The sequence below is a fragment of the Ignatzschineria sp. RMDPL8A genome, assembly GCF_029815055.1.
Taxonomy (GTDB): domain Bacteria; phylum Pseudomonadota; class Gammaproteobacteria; order Cardiobacteriales; family Wohlfahrtiimonadaceae; genus CALZBJ01.
Map to the genome: position 1 here is coordinate 1708174 of NZ_JAPPWA010000002.1, position 18563 is coordinate 1726736.

Genomic DNA, 18563 nt, shown 5'->3' on the forward strand with positions numbered 1-18563 from the left:
TGATTAAATGAGTTCCGCTAAGATCTCTTCTGAGATATCCGCGTTTGAGTAGACCTGTTGCACGTCGTCTAAATTCTCAAGTGCGTCCACGAGCGCCATCATTTTTTGCGCATCGTCGGCATTGAGCGATACCGTGTTATCAGCATACATCGTCACTTCTGATTCTTCCGGCTCAAAGCCCGCTTTCACCATCGCTTCGTGCACTTCAACATAAGCTTGAGGCGTGGTTAATACTTCCATCGAACCATCATTATCGACGATCACATCCTCGGCACCGGCCATAATCGCCGCTTCCGTGAGGCCATCTTCATCGGTCCCTGACGGATAGGATAAAACGCCGCGCTGGGTGAATTGGAACGCAACGGAACCGCTTGTGCCTAAGTTTCCGCCATGTTTGGTAAATGCGTGACGCACTTCACCAACGGTACGATTTCGGTTATTGGAGAGACAGTCGACCATCACAGCAACACCGCCTGCACCATAACCTTCGTAACGAATCTCTTCATCGGGCTCCCCATCGCCTAAACCTAAACCACGATTGATTGCACGCTCGATATTATCCTTCGGCATGTTCGCCGCTAAGGCACGGTCCATCGCTAAGCGCAACCTAGGATTAGTATCGGGGTCACCATTTTTGCCTTCGCGCACTGCAACGGTAATTTCACGAATGAGGCGAGTGAAGATTTTTCCGCGTTTTTTATCCTGCGCCCCTTTACGATGTTGAATGTTAGCCCATTTACTATGACCTGCCATACTAATTTCCTTTATTTTGATTCCAAAAAACAGAGCCTATTTTAGCATAAACTCACGCAAAAATAGGAATGATAAATAGTCGTGACTCGTTGATATCCTCGTTTTTTCACAAAGATCAACGACAATGATCGCGGCTCTTTAAATTTGTTTACATAACTTCTTATAACGTGACCAGTCCATGACGCGCCACTAAAATATCGAGCAAGTTTTCACAACCCTCTTCAAGCAGGTTGAGCACATGCTCAAACCCTTCCGCCCCGCCAAAATAGGGGTCCGGAATTTCATCAATCTCATCGATCGTATAGATAAAATCGATCATAGGAAAGACCTTTTGCTGATCCGCCGGCCCGCGCGTTAAAGTTAAGGTGTTGCGGTGATTATCCTGATCCATCACGATCAAATAATCAAACTGATCAAAATCCTTCACCATCAATTTTCGTGAGATGGAGTCAAATGCATAATTCCGCGTCTTTCCCGCAGCTCGCATACGTGCATCAGGCAGATCCCCATCGTGATATCCGGAGGTTCCTGCAGAATCCACCGTAAAAATATCGCTAAAACCGCGCTTCTCCACCAATGCCTGAAAAATGCCTTCCGCCGCCGGAGACCTGCAAATATTACCAAGGCAGATAAATAGAACGCCAATCGATTGAGTCGCTTTTGTCATGATTCCCTCTCCTATTGATTTACGTTATTTAGCGGATTCGTGCGCGAGCGCAATGTGATAAAGCAAAACTGCCGCCGCGATACCGACATTAAGTGATTCAGCTTGCCCTAAAATCGGGATTTTTACCGCTTGATCCGCCGCGTTAATAAGCGCTTCTGACACCCCTTGCCCTTCATTGCCCATAATGAGCGCCACTTTTTGAGGCACCTCGCACTCGTGGAAATAGGTAGACTCCGTTAGATCGGTGACCCAAGTATGATAGCCTTCTGCTTTAAGCTCCGGAAGTAACGCCGCCAAATCCGCCTTATAGATGGGAAGATGATAGAGCGAACCTTGCGTTGCGCGAATGGTTTTATCGTTATAAAGATCGGCGCAGCCTTTGCCAAGGACTACCGCAGAAAATCCGGCAGCATCGGCCGTACGAATCATCGTGCCTAAATTCCCCGGGTCTTGCACCGCATCGAGTAGTAAAAGATGGCCTTGTTGCGGCGCATAATCGAGCTCACCAAAGCCCACCACCGCGGCAATCCCTTGAGGCGAGGGCGTTTGCGAGATCGATTTAAACACACTATCGCTCACCACCGTAACGGGAAATTTCGTCCACGCAAGCTGTAGATCGCTCCCTTCTACCACGATAATCTCTTTAATATCCGCGCCCGATTGAAGCGCCTCTTCTAAAAGATGTGCGCCCTCAATCCAGTAGGCTTTCTCAGCATCCCGATGCTTTTTTTGGGAGAGTTTACGCCACGCTTTAACGCGATCATTTTGGCTCGATGTGAGAATCTCGTTCACTAAATTCGCCTTCTTCTAAAGAGTTAAATAGGAGCATTGTAACAAATCCCCTTTTTAAGCGCTGATTATGATTTTTTCAATCGCTGCTCTCGGTCTTTTTAAGGCCCAAAAAGCATGATATGATTGCCCTGTAACCCGCTCATCGATCGCTTCTTTAAAGGAACTGATATGAACCGCTTTCTTCCATCGATATCTGCATCAAACGCTTTCAAACGCTTAAGCGCTGTGACGCTTTTTATCGCACTCGGTTTAATGAGCCCCGCGATCAGTTTTGCTGAGGAATCTAGCGTCAAAGATGGGGTGAAATCTTTCTTTTCAAGCACCATTAAAAAGAGTAAAGAAGTGATTTCCGGCACGATTGAAGGCATTCAAGAAGGTGCGACGGGGAGTGAATCCCTGCAAGAAGAGCGGATTATTCATGAATACGATGCTTTTAACGAAAGCGTGTGGCTCTCCCTTGAAAAGGTGACCACCTCGAGCTGGCGCAATCATTACTACACCCTCGATTTAAGGCTCCATAATCATAGTGATACGCCGGTGCGCCTCACGAATCTCGATCGCGCGGATAATTTTATCTTGATCGATACGCAGCGATTTGCCCACAGCGTGACAACCTTTACCTCAACGAAAGATATTACCCTCCTTCCGCATACTACGGCGGCGCTTGAGCTAAATTTCAGTGGCGTTAAAGCCACTCCGACGCACCTTCGCATCTATGGGCAAGAGCTCGCACTCGATGGGCTCATTCAAGACCCGAATAAAAAACTTGAGGATCTTGGTGTTGCCATTCCAACCATTGGCACGCCACTTCGTATTCCTGAGATTGAGCCGGAACCAGCGCCCTAACGTTTTCCGACTCGTTAAAGATTACATATTACTCACAAATGCGGATCACGCCCTGCACCACATGGCAAAGCCCAGTATGTTTTTCGCCTTCCACCCGCTCCGCTTCGCCGCAGTAAAAATGCAAAATATCGTGATGACCGATCACCTTAAATAAGAGCGCGGGATCGTATAAAATCGCCTTGTTGCGTGGCCCGCCGGTTTTATAATCGATCTGCTTTTCAGAATAGACTTCAAAGAGAAAATGCCCACCCGGTTTTACGGCACTAATCATATTGTTGAAAAAGGCTTCCTGCTCCGATTCATGCACATGTCCAAAGACATTAATTGCCGTATCAAAGGCTTGATAAGGAATCACATCGTTCACCAGATCGCATTGATGAATCGTGATTGAATGACCGTTTTTCTCAGCTAATTTATGGGCTTTTTCTAGACCAACAAGCGATTGATCAAAGGCAGTAACATCCGCACCCCGCGAGGCAAAAAAGTTCGCGTTTCGCCCTTCACCTTCGGCAAAACAAGCCACAACGCCGCCTAACTCTTTTTTCGTTACCATCTCATAGATAAATTGATTCGGCGCTTCGCCATATTGATAGGTTTCACTTGAAAAAATCTCATCCCACATCGCTTTTGACATGCTCACTCCTTGTGTGCTTCTAATTTAAAATGGTTCTCATTATATTGAATAATTAAGGATAGCTCACCTTATTTTAAAGGTCGATCTACGTCAATAAAGCGCCCTTTTTCTTCACATATCTTTACTAAAAAATCACAAAAAGCTCTGCCTAAACGAGAGGTTTTATCAATCTTTCTCTAGGGACTTATTTAGCCTTTAAATCAGTTGGTTTAATGAAGATTATGAGATTTAATCCCCCTAAAGGAACATTTTTCTAATCAAAATCGATCTATTTCTGATCTGTTTTCGATCATAACTTGATTAATTATTGATCAAAATACCGCATAAACCCACCTAATGATAACGATCGTTAACATTGAGTTTTACTAGCATATCCGCCCCTCTTGCGCCATTATATCCCTCTTAGATGATAAAAAATAAGGTGCATTTTTTAAAAATTCATCTTATGATAACAATTGTTAACTTTAGTGGTAGATTAGATCAAATCGATCACTGCAAAAAAATTACATAACAACATAGTTAAGGTTGAGGTATTTTCCATGAAATCAATGTTACGAGCGATCTTTCGCTTTTTCTTTAAGGTCGAGCTAAATCTCTCTGAGAAAGCGTCGAACACCGAAGGGATTATCGTATGTAATCACCAATCGTTTTTGGACGGGCTACTGCTTGGGCTGTTTTTACCGCAAGCGCCGCTCTTTGTCATTGATAAGGCCATTGCAAAACGGTGGTATTTCCGCATTCCGCTTAAATTTATTGATCATGTCACCATCGACAGTCAACATCCGATGTCGATCAAATATCTCGTTGAAAAGGCGAAAGAAGGCCGCAGCATTGTGGTCTTTCCTGAAGGGCGCATCACCCTTACCGGAAGCTTTATGAAGTTTTATGAGGGCTCTGCATTTGTGGCTTATCGCGCCAATGTCCCGCTCATTCCGGTCTATCTTGAAGGGGCTGAATTTACCTTTTTCGGACGTCTTAAAGGATTGGTTAAACGCCGTATCTTCACCCCGATTAAAATCACCATGGCTGACCCTTTAACCATCACCGTGCCAGAGAATTTAATGGGTCGTGAACGCCGTCAATATCTCTCCGATTATACCCATAAACTCTTTATGGATTTCCGCATTGCCTGCTATGAGCCCGATACGCTATTTAATTCTCTCTTAAAAGCGCGCAATGAATTTGGCGGAGACCGAATTTGCGCTGACGATATCTCTCGTAAACCGAAAACCTATAACCGATTTATCACCGAATCGATCGCGATTGGCCAGCTTCTCTCTCATCATACATCGCCTAAAGAGCGCGTTGGAGTGCTTTTACCAAACGCCACCATTACTGCTGAAACGATTATGGGCCTCTCTGCATTTCAGCGTACGCCAGCAATGCTCAACTATACAGCGGGCGTTAAAGGGATGGGCGCTGCGATCTCGGCGGCAGAAATTAAAACCATCATCACCTCGCGCCGATTTGTGAGTAAAGCGAATTTAGGATCGATCGTCGAGGCCTTTAGCGACCTCAATTGGGTCTATGCGGAGGATCTCAAATCCACCATTACCTTAAACGATCGCCTTGAGATTGTGAAAAAACGCCTCTTTCCAAGCAAATATCTCCCGCAACTCTCGCCTGAGTCTGAAGCGGTAATTCTCTTTACCTCAGGCTCAGAAGGATTGCCGAAAGGGGTTGTGCATACGCATCGCTCGCTCTTAACAAATGTGGAGCAGATTCGTACCGTTGCGGACTTTACCGCCAAAGACAAATTTATGATTACGTTGCCGCTCTTTCACGCATTTGGGCTGACAGTGGGAACGATTCTCCCCTTTATGGCCGGCTCGCAGGTCTATTATTATCCATCTCCACTCCATTATCGCGTGATTCCGGAGGTGATTTATGAGATTCAAGCAACGGTACTCTTTGGCACGTCAACCTTCCTATTAAATTACGCTAAACGCGGTAATCCTTATGATTTCGCCTCACTTCGCTATGTGGTCGCGGGGGCGGAACGCCTCTCAGAAGAGACGCGCAAAATTTGGAACGATAAGATCGGCCAACGTATTTTAGAGGGCTATGGCGTAACCGAATGTGCACCGGTGATCGCCATCAACGTACCGATGAATTATAAACAAGGCACCGTTGGCAAAATGCTTCCCGGAATCGATGCGAAACTTCTTAAAATCGATGGCATCAAAGAAGGCGGCGAGCTTGTGGTCCGCGCCGGCAACGTCATGGCGGGCTATCTCTTTGCCGATAACCCCGGCGTAGTGGTAAAACCTGAGTTAAATGGTGAAACGGGCTGGCATAAAACCGGTGATATCGTCACCATGGATGAGCGCGGATTTGTCTCTATCCAAGGGCGTGCGAAACGCTTTGCGAAAATTGCCGGGGAAATGGTCTCCCTTGAAGTGGTGGAAACGCTCCTACAAGAGGCTTATCCTGAAATGGCCCATGCGGCGGTGGTGCGTCACGATTCAAAACGCGGTGAAGCAATTGTAGTCTTTACCACACAAAAATCGCCGAAACGCCAGATGTTACTTGAGATTGCGCAGAAACTTGGGATCAATGAATTGGCGATTCCCCGTGATTTCCGTGAGTTGATGGAGATTCCGCTTCTTGGCTCAGGAAAGATCAATTATCCCGCGTTAAACGCAATGCTCTAAGATCACTCTCAATCATCATTAAAAGGCGGCACACAGATGCAAACTTTAACGGATATCGCTCAATTCCCGGAAGCAAAGAAAGACAGGCGCTCAGCGCGCCTTCTGAATAAGCCACTTTTAATGGTGATTGGGGCACAGTTTTTCTCAGCCCTTGCGGATAATGCGATCTTTTTCGCCCTTCTTGAGTTTTTGCCCACCAAAGGCTATTCAAATTACAGTACCTATCTCCTGCAGGGATCGTTTGTTTTTTTCTATATTCTCCTCGCCCCGCTCGTCGGTTATTTTGCCGATTCTCGCTCAAAAGGCGCTGTCCTTTTTAGGGGAAATGCGCTTAAAATCGCAGGGGTATTACTGCTCTTTTTAAACATTAATCCATTTCTCTGTTACGCCCTTGTGGGCATGGGCGCGGCGATCTATTCACCGGCAAAATTTGGAATTTTAAGTGAACTGGTAAAGAGCGAGCTATTAGTGAAAGCGAATGCCTTAATTGAAGGTTCTACCATTTTGGCAATCCTCTTAGGCGCCTATCTTGGTGGCACAATCACCACATCACTTGGCATCAACGTTGCCATTATTGCTACCGCTCTTTTTTATGGCGCAGCGCTGATTAGCAACCTCTTTATTCCAAAACTTCCGCCGATGATTACCGAAAAACGCGCCATCGGCTCACTGCTTCCAGAATTTATCCATACGCTCAAAGCGCTCTTTGCTTCGCCCTATGCCCGCTTTGCAATTTTAGGCACAAGCCTCTTTTGGGGGGCTGCGACAACGCTTCGATTATTGTTAAACGATTGGGTGCGCGATCATTTAGGAAAAGGGATCGATACTGTGGCGCTATTTAATATTATTGTCAGTGTCGGGATTGTGATCGGTGCGTTTCTTGCCTCCTTTTTAATCACCATTAAAACCCTACGCCGAGCACTTTGGGCGGGCGTTGCCATGGGAATCATTACCGCGATCTTCTCCTTTCAATCCCACCTTTTTACGATCTATTTACTACTGGTACTTGTCGGCGTCTTTGGTGGGCTCTACGTGATTCCCCTTAATGCCCTTCTGCAAAAAAGTGGCCAAGATTTAAATGGCGTTGGGCAAGCCGTGGCGGTGCAAAATTTTGCTGAAAATAGCGTAACGCTCTGCATGATGGGGATCTTTGCCTTTTTTAGCTATCTTGATCTCTCGGCGACACTTTTGATGATCGGATTTGGTGGATTATTTTGTCTTTCGATGGCCGCACTCTCCTGGGAAGCACGGCGCCAAAAACTTTTCTAATCCGAGCCAATTTGTAGTAAAAAGTTGATTTGTGCCTTTCAATTTTTGCGTAATATCCCTACAATGAAGGAGTAAGTTACCCATAATAATAATGATAAACAGCGTGGCTTACCCATTTAATTCAACATGATAAGGAGAAGTACTATGTTTCCTGAATACCGCGATTTAATTGCAAAATTACTCAAAACGGACAACTACTTTGCAACTCTCTTTAACCGTCATAGCCGTCTTAATACGGAAATCACGAAAATTACCAATAGCACCATTTCCACCTTTAACACCCATGAACTATCAGCACTTAAACGCGAAAAGCTTGAATTAAAAGATCAGATCTATGCACTGCTTCGTAAGGCGGATCCCACGCTAGCACAGGCATAATTTGATCACACTTTAAGAATTTGAAGCAATAAGGCATCTTTGGCAAGGTGCCTTTTTTAATGCCCATTAATGTCTTACTAAACATGTCTTATTAAAGACTTCCTCCTCTCCTTTCAAAGATTGATCACTTTTCACGCAAAAAAACTTCGCATCTTTTTAATTTTTTACCCCTCTTTACGCTCATTTTCTATCAAAGCAGGAAGACGCACCGCATGAAATTGTGCTCACCCATCAACCTATAAAATTGATCTACAAAAAATTTTAAACAAAATCAATGAGATTCATCAACTTCGACTGATTATTGAGCAATCAATTTGGATAAATGTTTGTTTTATCCTATATCAAGATGTAAATTAAACTCTCACGGACCACTGAATAAAAACAACTATTCCTTTTTCGGAATTAAACGGTCTATACTGCAAAATTGAATAAAATAAAGTTGAAAAGGAGACAAGTCATGGATACGAAAGTGAAGACCATGATTCACAAGGAGAGTTTGCTTTACCGAGTTTTAAATCACGAACTAAGTGGTGGAATTTTCTTAATTCTGTGTACGATATTTTCACTTGCGATCACCAATAGCCCGGCCGGTGAAGGGTATCTTAAAATTTGGGATACGCCGATGTTTGGCGAGAACCTCGCACACTGGGTTAATGACGGCTTAATGGCGATCTTCTTCCTCTATGTTGGATTAGAGTTAAAACAAGAGATCTATTACGGCGAATTGCGTAATATCAAGACCGCAGCCCTCCCCATTTTTGCAGCAATGGGCGGAATGCTGATCCCAGCTGGATTTTATATCATGCTCAACTTTGGCAATGCAGAGACCATAGGCGGCGCGGGAATCCCGATGGCGACCGATATCGCATTTGCCCTTGCGGTGATCACTTTAGTGGGTAAAAATGTACCCTTTGCGCTTCGCCTTTTCTTAACCGCGCTTGCCGTGATTGACGACTTAGGCGCGATCATTGTCATTGCGATCTTCTACACGAGCCAACTGCATTTAGAATATCTCGCAGTTGCACTCTTGATTTTAGCAGGGCTTTTCATCATGAATACCCGTGGCGTAAAATCACTCCTTCCTTACGTAATTGGCGGGATTGCGGCGTGGTATTGCATGCTTAACTCAGGAATTCACGCAACGATCGCTGGGGTACTCCTCGCGTTCACCATTCCTTCAAACCGCATTAAATCAGAATCGCTCTCTTATATGATCGAAGTGGTTCTCGCAAAACCGGTGGCTTTTATTATTCTTCCTCTCTTTGCGCTCGCAAGTACTGCAGTGACCATTGATGCAAGCAGTACCGGCGCTCTTGCGAAGAACTACGGTCTTGGTATTTTACTCGGTCTTGTGGTGGGTAAACCAATCGGTATTACCCTCTTCTCGTTCATTGCGTGCAAACTTAAAGTCTGTTCACTTCCAAGTTCTATCAACTGGAAAATGGTCTTTGGCGCAGGGATGCTCGGCGGGATTGGATTTACCATGTCGATCTTCATCACCATGCTTGCGTTTGACGGTTTTGATGAGATTATTAACAACGCAAAATTCAGTATCCTTGTGAGCTCGATGGTGGCCGCGGTTGCAGGCTTTATCTATCTTAAGATTGTATGCCACAAGCCTCTTGAAGCCTCTGAAAGTGCTGAAGAAGCGAATGCATAATCAGACCTAATCAAAAGATCTGATTAAAGATCAACTCCATTATTCAGACTAATGGATCATAAAAAAAGCCCTCCTGAGTCAACGCTCGGAGGGCTTTTTATTGCGGCAAATGCCTAGGGATGAAATGGAAAAAGTACCGGAAGCACAAAGATGCTCACCATCATCACAATTAAGGTAAAAGGAACGCCAAGTCTTAAGAAGTCACCAAAGCTATAGCGCCCCGGCCCCACAACGAGCGTATTAACCGGCGATGAGACCGGCGTCATAAAGGCGGCCGATGCAGCGACCGCCACCGTCATTGCAAAGGGGTACGGCGAGACTTCCATCGCGTTCGCTACCTGAATTGCAATAGGCGCAAGTAAAATCGCAGTAGCGGTATTGGAGATAAAGAGCCCAATCACCGCCGTTAATAAAAAGAGTGCAAATAAGAGGAAGCGCGGGCCGAAATCACCGACCATCGAAAGGAGAAATTCCACTGCAAGGTCCACCCCGCCGGTTTTTTGCAGCGCCACCGCAAAGGGGAACATTCCCACAATCAAAATAATGCTCTGCCAATGGATCGAGCGATACGCATTTTCCATATTAATGCAGCTAAACGCCCCCATTAAGAGGCAGCCAAAGAGCGCAACGAGGACATTCGGGAAAATCCCGGTAATCATCAGAGCCACGGTAATGAGCAAGCTAATTAGCGCATACGGCGCTTGACTTGAGGAAGGGGCGACCTCTTCAATCTCAGCCGGAATACTCAATACAACGAAGTCTTGTAGATGGGTTTGGAGCTGTTTAATCGCTTTCCAAGTACCGATCACGAGTAGAATATCTCCACTTTTCAGCTTTTCATTACTGAGCTCATGCTCAAGCGCCTCATCATCGCGGCGAACTCCCACTACGTTCAGGCGATAATGGGAACGGAATTCACTCTCAAGCAGGCTCTTTCCAATAATGGCTGAATCCGGGTGAACAATCACCTCTGCCATCCCAATCTCGCGGGATTGATCGGTAAAATAGTCGCCGGCAAAGGGAAGCATCTCAAGATTCCATTCGGTACAAAAATCCTCAAAGAGCTCCGGATAGAAAAAATCAATGAGTAAAATATCATCTCGGCGAATCTCACGGTCTGGCACCGCATCGAGTACATTATGCCCAAAGCGCCCCTGTTTCCGCTCAATGGCAATGATGTTGGCACTATGATTTTCCCGCAAATGCAGTTCGCCAAGCGTACTTCCAATCATCATCGAGCCGATCTTAACGCGCACACGACGGCTTCGCCCGGTGAGTTTATAGTCGCGAATAAAGTCATAGAGATGACGACGCCCTTGTTTCGCTTTATCGATCGGTTTTTCCGCTTTTTTCGCTAAAATTCGGCGCGCAAAGAGCATATAGATAATCCCGATCACAAGAATAATGAGCCCGACCGGGGTAAACGAGAAGAAGTTAAACGGCTCTAAACCGGATTGCTCAAGCTGGGAGCTCACCACTAAGTTCGGCGGCGTTGCCACGAGCGTCGTCATGCCACTAATTAATCCTGCAAAACTGAGCGGCATCATAAGCCGACGTGGATCGGCTTTCATCTTTGCAGCAATGCTTAACACAATGGGAATAAAGATCGCCACAATCCCTGTTGAGCTCATCACCGAGCCCAAGATCGCGACCGAAAGCATTAAAAAGACAATCAGCCGCGTCTCATTATTTTTCGCCTGTTTGACGAGCCAATCGCCCACTTGATAGGCAACGCCCGTGCGCACAAGCCCTTCCCCAATCACGAAAAACGCCGCCACTAAAATAACGCTGCTGTCGCTAAACCCATTAAGCGCATCATCAAGGGTAATCACGCCCGTAATCGGCAGCACGATAATGGCAATAATCGCCACCACATCCATGCGCGGTTTGTTCATTAAAAAGGCAACAATGGCCGCAAAGAGCAACGCTAAAACCGTGATTAACTCACCATTCATGTTACTTTCGTCCTTATCTGAGTGTTTATAAATTTATCGCTCAATAGTATAGCGAAATCGTGCCCGTTTACCGCTTTATTTTTCTGAAAAGTAAATGTTTTTGAAAATCTTTTTTTCGTCCCCACAATGTTTTTAGATGGAGTTCTCATTTATTATGAGAATAAATCTCAATAACTGCATTAACAAGTTGATTATTTCTTAAATCGAAGACAAAAAAACACTACAAATCAAATCAGTAGGTGATAAGTCTAAAATAATTTAAAAAAAGGCTTTACTTTTACTTCGATCGCATTAATAATAGATATCAGTTGATACAAATTCTCATTTAAGAATTAACACTAATAAGCCAAGTGATGATTCATTTGTATAGATGTGACCTTTGTAACAACGAGTGCAGAACGATTTGTAAGTGACTCTATAAATTATTCGACACGACCTACCTAGAAAAATGAGTAACCTTAGTAACACACAGTAATAAGCAGTAACGATAAACAATAGTTCAAACCCTTAACGTTAATCAATTAATAAGATAGATAACAAAACCGATGGCAAACGCGCACACAACTACACACTACACAACCTCGTCGCACTTGCCGATGATGGTGGCAGTTTTTGGTCATACCCCTTAGCTGCCCTATCATTTCCCATTTTAAAGAAGATCTTTAGGAATATTGCTTTTCTATTACCTCCAGACCTTTTCAATATTCTCAGCAATAGCTCTTCTTTTTGACCTCTCTTACTTTAAGAGGGGTCTTTTTTTGCCGGCCAGAAAAACTCTAACGCTATATCTTTATATAAACTATATTTGAACCATCTATCGGTAAGCAATTTCGATCACCGCTATTTAATCTATAAACTTATCACTTAAAAAATGATTCGCTATACTGCATGCTGTCATTCTTTGAAGGATATTTACCAAACAATAGGAGTTGTCATGAGCCGAGAAGTCGACCACATTTTTACCGCGCAGCCCACGGAAGATGGCGCCGGGGTCAAATTACGGCGGGTATTTAGCAGCACACACTATCCATTTACTAATCCATTTATCATGATGGATGAATTTGGATCGGACGACGCAAGCGATTATATTGCAGGATTCCCCGCGCATCCCCATAAAGGCTTTGACACCATCACCTTTATGTTAAACGGCAAAATGACCCACCAAGATAGCACCGGTGGTAAAGGGACAATTTCCGATATGGAAGTGCAGTGGATGCAGACCGGACGCGGCATTATTCACAGCGAAATGCCCGCTCAGACGGAAGGAAAAATGCGCGGCATGCAAATTTGGCTCAATGTGCCGAAAACCAAAAAAGTAGCAGAACCTGCCTATCACGGCTTTAAAGCGCGGGAAACCGTCACTGAAAATGGCAATACGCTTCATGTAATCGGCGGCGATTATAATGGCACAGAAACTGAGCTCCGCCCTCCTGCGACCGATCCTCACATCTACTACCTTATCTTTAATGATGCCATGGGCGATCATTTTATTTTTGAGGAGTCGCGCACCGTTTTAATCTATCTCTTAAAAGGGCAAGCGAAAATCGGCAATATGATTTTAAAAGAGGGACAAGTGGCCGCACTCGACCACACCTCAGATCTGGTGATGATGAACGCCGAACTTGGCAGTGAAGCGATGATTTTAAGTGCCCTTCCCATCGATGAGCCGATGATTCAATACGGCCCCTTTGTGATGAATGAGCGCCACGAAATTAATGATGCGATTACTGCGTATCAAAATGGGACGTTTTTGGACTGATTGTTATTCATTCATCGCTCATAGTGCCCCTTTATTTAGTAATGCAACGTTTCAATAAAAGTTGATAGCGCGATTCAAGCGTCTCTAAATAGATCTTTGAATCGGCTTCAAACGGAAGCGGATGATCGATAATCACATCGCAGTTAAATGGGACAAAGAGTGCCTCCCCTTTTGGGAGTGCTTTACCTAACCCCCGTAAAATTACCGGAACGACGATCGTCTCCGGATGGCGCTCAATCAGATAATGAATCCCCCGCTTTAATCGAAACTCACGCTCTTCAGTCTGTGAGCGCGTTCCTTCAGGAAATAAAATAATAATTTGCCCCTGCTCTAACGCTTTATAACACTCGTTAAAAAGTTCAGCAGGCGCAACGCGATCATAACGGCGCATCGGAATAATATCGAGGCAATGGATCGAAAACCACGCAATCCAGCGATTTCTCAAAAAGTAATCCGCCGCCGCGACCGGACGCACTCGATGAATTTGCGAGAGCGGATAGAGACTCATCAACACCAGCGTATCAAGATGGCTCGTATGATTGGCCGCTAAAATTGCAGGCCCCTCTGCCGGAAGCCTCTCGCGATTGACCAAATTAAGCCCGAGCGCAATTAAGACAATCGGTTTAACGAAAAGCCCAAAAAAGAGAATTTTTGCCCATTTAATAGCACGAATTTTCTGGATGATTTTTTGCCAATATTTCATAGCGCATATCCTTTCGTCACATAAAAAAAGTAGTGGAAAAAGAGCGGGATGGCATACATTAAACTATCGACCCGATCGAGCAATCCCCCGTGCCCTGGAATGAGCGATCCACTATCTTTAATGCCTAAATCCCGTTTTACCGAGGAGAGCACTACATCGCCAATAAAGCCAGAGGACGCAATAATCACACCAGCCAATAATCCTTGTTGCCACGTTAAAATCGTAAGTGCCGGCGCAAGAAGGCTTGCCAAAATGGTGGTAATCAATAGTCCGCCTAAAAAGCCCTCCCAGGTCTTATTCGGGCTCACTTTCGGGATAATCTTATGGCGCCCAAACAGTTTCCCCGAGACATATTGACTTACATCGTTAAATTGCGTCACAAAAAGCAGATAGAGCACAAGCCCCGTAAAGCCCGCATGAATATGAATTCGGTCAAGGTTTGCAAGATAAGCAATGTGGCTAAAAGCAAAGACGCAGAGCATAAGGCTCCACTGGATTGTTGCGTTCGCCTTAATAAACCCATCCGTCTCCCCAATTAAGACCGCGCGCATCGGCAAAAAGAGGAACATATAGACCGGAATAAAGATAATAAACATGCCATACCACTGGATATAGGCGAAATAATATTGGATTGGAATGGCGAGATAAGCCCAAAACACAAGCCTACGATCCACCGCGCGCATCGGCGTAATAGAATAGAACTCTTTGAGCGCAAGAAAACTGACAAAGGCGAAAAAAATCGTCGTCGCTCGTTTCCCCAAAAAAAGTGCAAGGAGCACAAGCCCGATCATCCACCACCACGATTTTGTGCGTAGAATCAGCTCGGTGTGATCTTTTTCAGGTTCGCGCTGTTGTTTACGCCACACAATAAGACTCGACATCCCTAAAATCCCAAGAAGCACCCCCACCATAATAAGCGCATTGAGTGGAAAATTATGCATGATCCGCATCCTTTTCTAACGAGGGCTTCTCTTTAACCTCTTCAGCCTCTTCAGCCCGCTCCTCACCATCTACATCGTCATCCTCATCGTCGCGATTAAGCACATATTGGCGAATAAGATGGAGGCGATTAATAATCGTTAATAGCGCGCCGATATTGATCACAATGAGCGCGGTATAGAGAATCTCATCGGTCAGATGATAAAAAAGTCCAATAATCGTTGCAACAATTGCAGCGGTTAAAAGTGCCATGCGATGCTGTTTCGCCAGCGGACCTGCAAAAAAAGCGTGCGTACCCATCGATAATCCAAGCATACGCACATAGGCCGTTAATACCGCTAAAAGCCCTGCGGTTAACCCAAGCTCTAGCCCAAACGGTTTCGATACCCCGAGCCCAAGCCCCACAAAAAAGAGAATGTCGGTTAAGCGATCCGGCACATCATTATAGAGCTCGCCATCTTTGGTCACTTTCCCCCCTTCCACTGCCACCATTCCATCAATTAAATTACAAAGAAGCCGTCCTTGAATCCCAATAATCGCTATAACAAGTAGCGTAATTTGGAGAAAGCGATGCTCCATTAGATTCCATGTCCAGAGCCCGATCATACCTAAGATGGCAAAAGGAATGCTCAAAAGGGAGATTTGATTGGGGGTAATCTTTTTCGTTGCAACAAAGCTTGCAAACCGAATCATAAGCGGATTTGAACGCGTTTTTAACACCCGTCGTTTTTGTTGTTTTTCAGCAGGTTTTTCCATAATAAGTCTCCTCATAATTAGACAATCAGTATAAAGTAAATCATATAAATAGCGCTAGCAATCAATGCCCATATGACATAAATTTGTTTTAACGTGCAATGCTGTTTAAGGGGCCGTTTTAGCAAATATTCCACCAATAACACTAAAAAAGTGAACCTCAGGGTGCGCATCAAACCGCTCAATAGGAGAAAACTCACCATATTCATCCCGTGAAGCCCCGCAAATACCGCGTAGATTTTATAAGGAATCCCGATGAATCCACTCGTTAATAATGTCATCTCTGGCGAATGACTCATCCCTTCATTAATGGTGTCTAACATTGAGTCTGAAATAAATGGAATATCGAGCAAAAACGCGCTGAGGTCATCCATCTCAATGAGCGATAATGCCGCAACGCTATAGAGCATCAGCCCGCCACAAAGCGCGCCGAATACGGCAAAGCCAATCGCTCGTAGGCCACGCTTAAAACTCATGATTCCGATCGCCATTAACAAAAGATCCGGCACTAAAAAGAAAAAGGTCGCCTCACACAATCCCCAAACAAATGCAGCAAACTCAATCCGTCCTGAGGATTTAGGTGGTATTTCACTTTGAGTATTAATCATCGACCCTCTCGCCTTTATCAAGTCTTATTAAGTTTTGATGTAAATTTTATTGAAAAGTAATCAATTGTTAACATCGATAATAACTGCGCGTTAAAAGCGTGTCAATTAAAATGTTATCAATTGTTAACAATGAGCTAAGATTGAGCAAAAAAAGTGTGCTGGTTTGCCTCAGGTTAACGTAAATTTACCTTTATATTGTTATAATTAAACGCATGCTCAAATAAATAAAGGAGACAGATCTATGAGTAAAAAGATTTCACGTCGTGACTTTTTAGACGGTGTTGCAAAAGGCGTTGGAGCGGCAGCAATCGCCCTTTCCCCCTTAGCACACCTCTCATTTGCCATCACAAAAGAGGGGGAGATGCCGGAGTTGAACGTTCCTTATAATTACTATCCGCCGGCAGAAATGGGCCTGCGTGGGAATGTCCCAAGCTCAATTAAAACCGCGCACCGCTTAATGCGTGGCGATGAACCTTTTGATCTTCCTAAAAAAGAGACGATCAGCGAAACATACGATCTCATTGTGGTGGGCGCTGGGATTAGTGGTCTTGCGGCCGCCTATTTTTATCGTCAAAAACACCCCGATAATCGCATTTTAATCCTCGATAATAGCGATGATTTTGGCGGTCACTGCGCGCGTAATGAATTTACCACCTCAAAAGGCATGATGATGACCTATGCCGGAAGTGAGTCGCTTCAATCGCCTCGCTCGATCTTTAGTCCTGTTGCAACGGATTTCATGAAGGAATTAACCGTTGATATCGATACGCTAGAACAGGCGTTTGACGTCAATCTCTATCCCGATATGGGACTCTCAAAAGCGGTCTATTTTGATAAGAAAAACTGGGGCGAGAATAAAATTGTGGCCGGCGATCCTGGATTTGAAGTGGCCGATGATATTCCACGCGATAAACTCAATGGCCGCAGTTATGCGGAATTTATTGAGGACTTCCCGATGAATGATGCTGATAAAAAGGCGCTCATTGAACTCTTTGAAGAGAAAACCGATTATTTAAGCGATCTTTCTACTGAGGAAAAACTTGAATATCTCGACAGCACAAGCTACGAGGCATTCCTTCGCGATAAGGTAAAATTATCCGATACAGCGATTAAATTCTTCACCCAACAAACCACCGAATTCCAAGGCGTTGGGATTGATGCAACCCCATGTGTTGATGCCCGCCTCTGCGCACTTCCCGGTTTTGAAGCGATGAAGTTACCGCCCATGGATGAGGAATCGGAAGCCGAACTAAATGACCCGTATGTGTTCCACTTTCCTGATGGAAACGCCTCAATTGCCCGATTAGTGGTGCGCAAATTGATTCCAGAGGTAGCTCCCGGCAGTGATATGAATGATATCGTGCTCGCTAAATTTGATTATAGTAAGCTCGATGTGGAAGGCTCGAAAACGCGCCTACGCCTTAATGCTACGGCAATTCATGCGGAAAATAATGATGATCAAACTGCCGATCTTGTCTATTCGCTCAATGATTCACTCTATCGTGTTCGCGCCAAAAACATCGTGATGGCGAACTACAATAATATGATTCCTTATATGGTTCCTTCCATGCCAAAAGCGCAGCGCGATGCCCTTTCTGAGAATATTCGCGTTCCGTTTGTCTATGCGAAAGTGGCCCTTAAAAACTGGCAGGTCTTTAAAGAGCTTGGCATTCATAAACTCTACGCACCAACTGCGCCATTTTGTTTAACAAAACTCGATTATCCGGTCTCGATCGGCGGGTATGAGCATTCCGATACGCCCGATGAGCCGATTATTTTTCACATGGTGCACGTCCCTGTGCTGCCTGGCAGTGGTAAAACTGCGCGCGAGCAGTCGATTGAAGGGCGTAAAAAAGTGATTCGCCTCGACTTTATCGACTTTGAAGAGATGATTCGTGAGCAGCTCGATAATATGTTTGGTCAATATGGATTTGATCATGAAGAGATGATTACTGGCATCACCGTCAATCGCTGGGGTCATGGGTATTCGTACTGCGTTAATACGCTCTTTGATGATGAAGAGGAAGCGGAGAAAATTATCGAAACCGCGCGTCAACCGTTTGGCCGCATTCATATCGCAAACTCTGACTCTGAATGGGACCCGTATATGCACGCTGCTATCGATGCCGCGCACCGCGCCGTCAATGAGATTGATGCATAACATTAATTCATCCAACTAATGAAGAAGAGATA

16 protein-coding genes are annotated in these 18563 nt (G+C 44.9%); 7 read left to right on the forward strand and 9 right to left on the reverse strand.

Going from position 1 to position 18563, the window contains the following annotated elements; all coding sequences use genetic code 11:
- Positions 1-3 precede the first annotated feature (3 nt).
- From OXI21_RS09200 to OXI21_RS09210, 3 genes are all read right to left on the reverse strand, one after another.
- Positions 4-753 (reverse strand): YebC/PmpR family DNA-binding transcriptional regulator, encoded by a 750-nt coding sequence (locus OXI21_RS09200; protein WP_279619279.1) that lies wholly within the window; start codon positions 751-753, stop codon positions 4-6.
- A gap of 160 nt (positions 754-913) precedes the next feature.
- Complete coding sequence (locus tag OXI21_RS09205; RefSeq protein WP_279619280.1) at positions 914-1420, reverse strand: low molecular weight phosphotyrosine protein phosphatase; 507 nt, start codon at positions 1418-1420, stop codon at positions 914-916.
- Between the two features lie 24 nt (positions 1421-1444).
- Positions 1445-2212 carry an RNA methyltransferase gene (locus OXI21_RS09210; protein ID WP_279619281.1) on the reverse strand — a complete coding sequence of 256 codons (768 nt, stop codon included), beginning with the start codon at positions 2210-2212 and terminating at the stop codon, positions 1445-1447.
- Positions 2213-2380: 168 nt separating this feature from the next.
- On the opposite strand from OXI21_RS09210, the gene OXI21_RS09215 reads away from it, so the two are divergent.
- On the forward strand, positions 2381-3058 hold the full coding sequence (locus OXI21_RS09215) for a hypothetical protein (RefSeq protein ID WP_279619282.1): 678 nt from the start codon (positions 2381-2383) through the stop codon (positions 3056-3058).
- A gap of 28 nt (positions 3059-3086) precedes the next feature.
- Here the strand turns inward: OXI21_RS09215 and OXI21_RS09220 are convergent, their stop codons facing one another.
- Positions 3087-3692 carry a class I SAM-dependent methyltransferase gene (locus OXI21_RS09220; protein ID WP_279619283.1) on the reverse strand — a complete coding sequence of 202 codons (606 nt, stop codon included), beginning with the start codon at positions 3690-3692 and terminating at the stop codon, positions 3087-3089.
- Positions 3693-4231: 539 nt separating this feature from the next.
- Between OXI21_RS09220 and aas the strand changes: the two genes are divergently transcribed.
- The 4 genes from aas (at position 4232) to nhaA (ending at position 9653) form a co-directional block, all read left to right on the forward strand.
- Entirely contained in the window at positions 4232-6346 is a 2115-nt protein-coding gene (gene aas, locus OXI21_RS09225) for a bifunctional acyl-ACP--phospholipid O-acyltransferase/long-chain-fatty-acid--ACP ligase (protein ID WP_279619284.1), read from the forward strand.
- Positions 6347-6382: 36 nt separating this feature from the next.
- Positions 6383-7615: a lysophospholipid transporter LplT gene (gene lplT, locus OXI21_RS09230; protein WP_279619286.1), complete on the forward strand. Its 1233-nt coding sequence runs from the start codon at positions 6383-6385 to the stop codon at positions 7613-7615.
- 144 nt (positions 7616-7759) lie between these two features.
- The gene (locus OXI21_RS09235) at positions 7760-7993 is read left to right on the forward strand and encodes a DUF465 domain-containing protein (protein WP_279619287.1); all 234 of its coding nucleotides are present in this window, start codon (positions 7760-7762) and stop codon (positions 7991-7993) included.
- 457 nt (positions 7994-8450) lie between these two features.
- Entirely contained in the window at positions 8451-9653 is a 1203-nt protein-coding gene (nhaA, locus tag OXI21_RS09240; RefSeq protein WP_279619288.1) for a Na+/H+ antiporter NhaA, read from the forward strand.
- Positions 9654-9766: 113 nt separating this feature from the next.
- On the opposite strand, the gene OXI21_RS09245 is transcribed toward nhaA, so the two are convergent.
- Positions 9767-11608 (reverse strand): SLC13 family permease, encoded by a 1842-nt coding sequence (locus tag OXI21_RS09245; protein ID WP_279619289.1) that lies wholly within the window; start codon positions 11606-11608, stop codon positions 9767-9769.
- A 934-nt stretch (positions 11609-12542) separates the two neighbouring features.
- Here OXI21_RS09245 and OXI21_RS09250 point away from each other — a divergent pair.
- Complete coding sequence (locus OXI21_RS09250; protein WP_279619290.1) at positions 12543-13367, forward strand: pirin family protein; 825 nt, start codon at positions 12543-12545, stop codon at positions 13365-13367.
- A gap of 31 nt (positions 13368-13398) precedes the next feature.
- Here the strand turns inward: OXI21_RS09250 and OXI21_RS09255 are convergent, their stop codons facing one another.
- From OXI21_RS09255 to OXI21_RS09270, 4 genes are read right to left on the reverse strand one after another with little or no spacing between them, the layout of a single operon-like run.
- Positions 13399-14070: a lysophospholipid acyltransferase family protein gene (locus tag OXI21_RS09255; protein ID WP_279619291.1), complete on the reverse strand. Its 672-nt coding sequence runs from the start codon at positions 14068-14070 to the stop codon at positions 13399-13401.
- Positions 14067-15011 carry a phosphatidate cytidylyltransferase gene (locus OXI21_RS09260; protein ID WP_279619292.1) on the reverse strand — a complete coding sequence of 315 codons (945 nt, stop codon included), beginning with the start codon at positions 15009-15011 and terminating at the stop codon, positions 14067-14069. The genes OXI21_RS09255 and OXI21_RS09260 overlap by 4 nt, the downstream gene beginning before the upstream one ends.
- Positions 15004-15765 carry a CDP-alcohol phosphatidyltransferase family protein gene (locus tag OXI21_RS09265; protein ID WP_279619293.1) on the reverse strand — a complete coding sequence of 254 codons (762 nt, stop codon included), beginning with the start codon at positions 15763-15765 and terminating at the stop codon, positions 15004-15006. Before OXI21_RS09265 ends, OXI21_RS09260 begins: the two co-directional genes overlap by 8 nt.
- 17 nt (positions 15766-15782) lie before the next feature.
- Positions 15783-16370 carry a hypothetical protein gene (locus tag OXI21_RS09270; RefSeq protein WP_279619294.1) on the reverse strand — a complete coding sequence of 196 codons (588 nt, stop codon included), beginning with the start codon at positions 16368-16370 and terminating at the stop codon, positions 15783-15785.
- Between the two features lie 241 nt (positions 16371-16611).
- Here OXI21_RS09270 and OXI21_RS09275 point away from each other — a divergent pair, with 241 nt between their 5' ends.
- Positions 16612-18531 carry an NAD(P)/FAD-dependent oxidoreductase gene (locus OXI21_RS09275; RefSeq protein WP_279619295.1) on the forward strand — a complete coding sequence of 640 codons (1920 nt, stop codon included), beginning with the start codon at positions 16612-16614 and terminating at the stop codon, positions 18529-18531.
- The last annotated feature ends 32 nt before the right edge of the window (positions 18532-18563 follow it).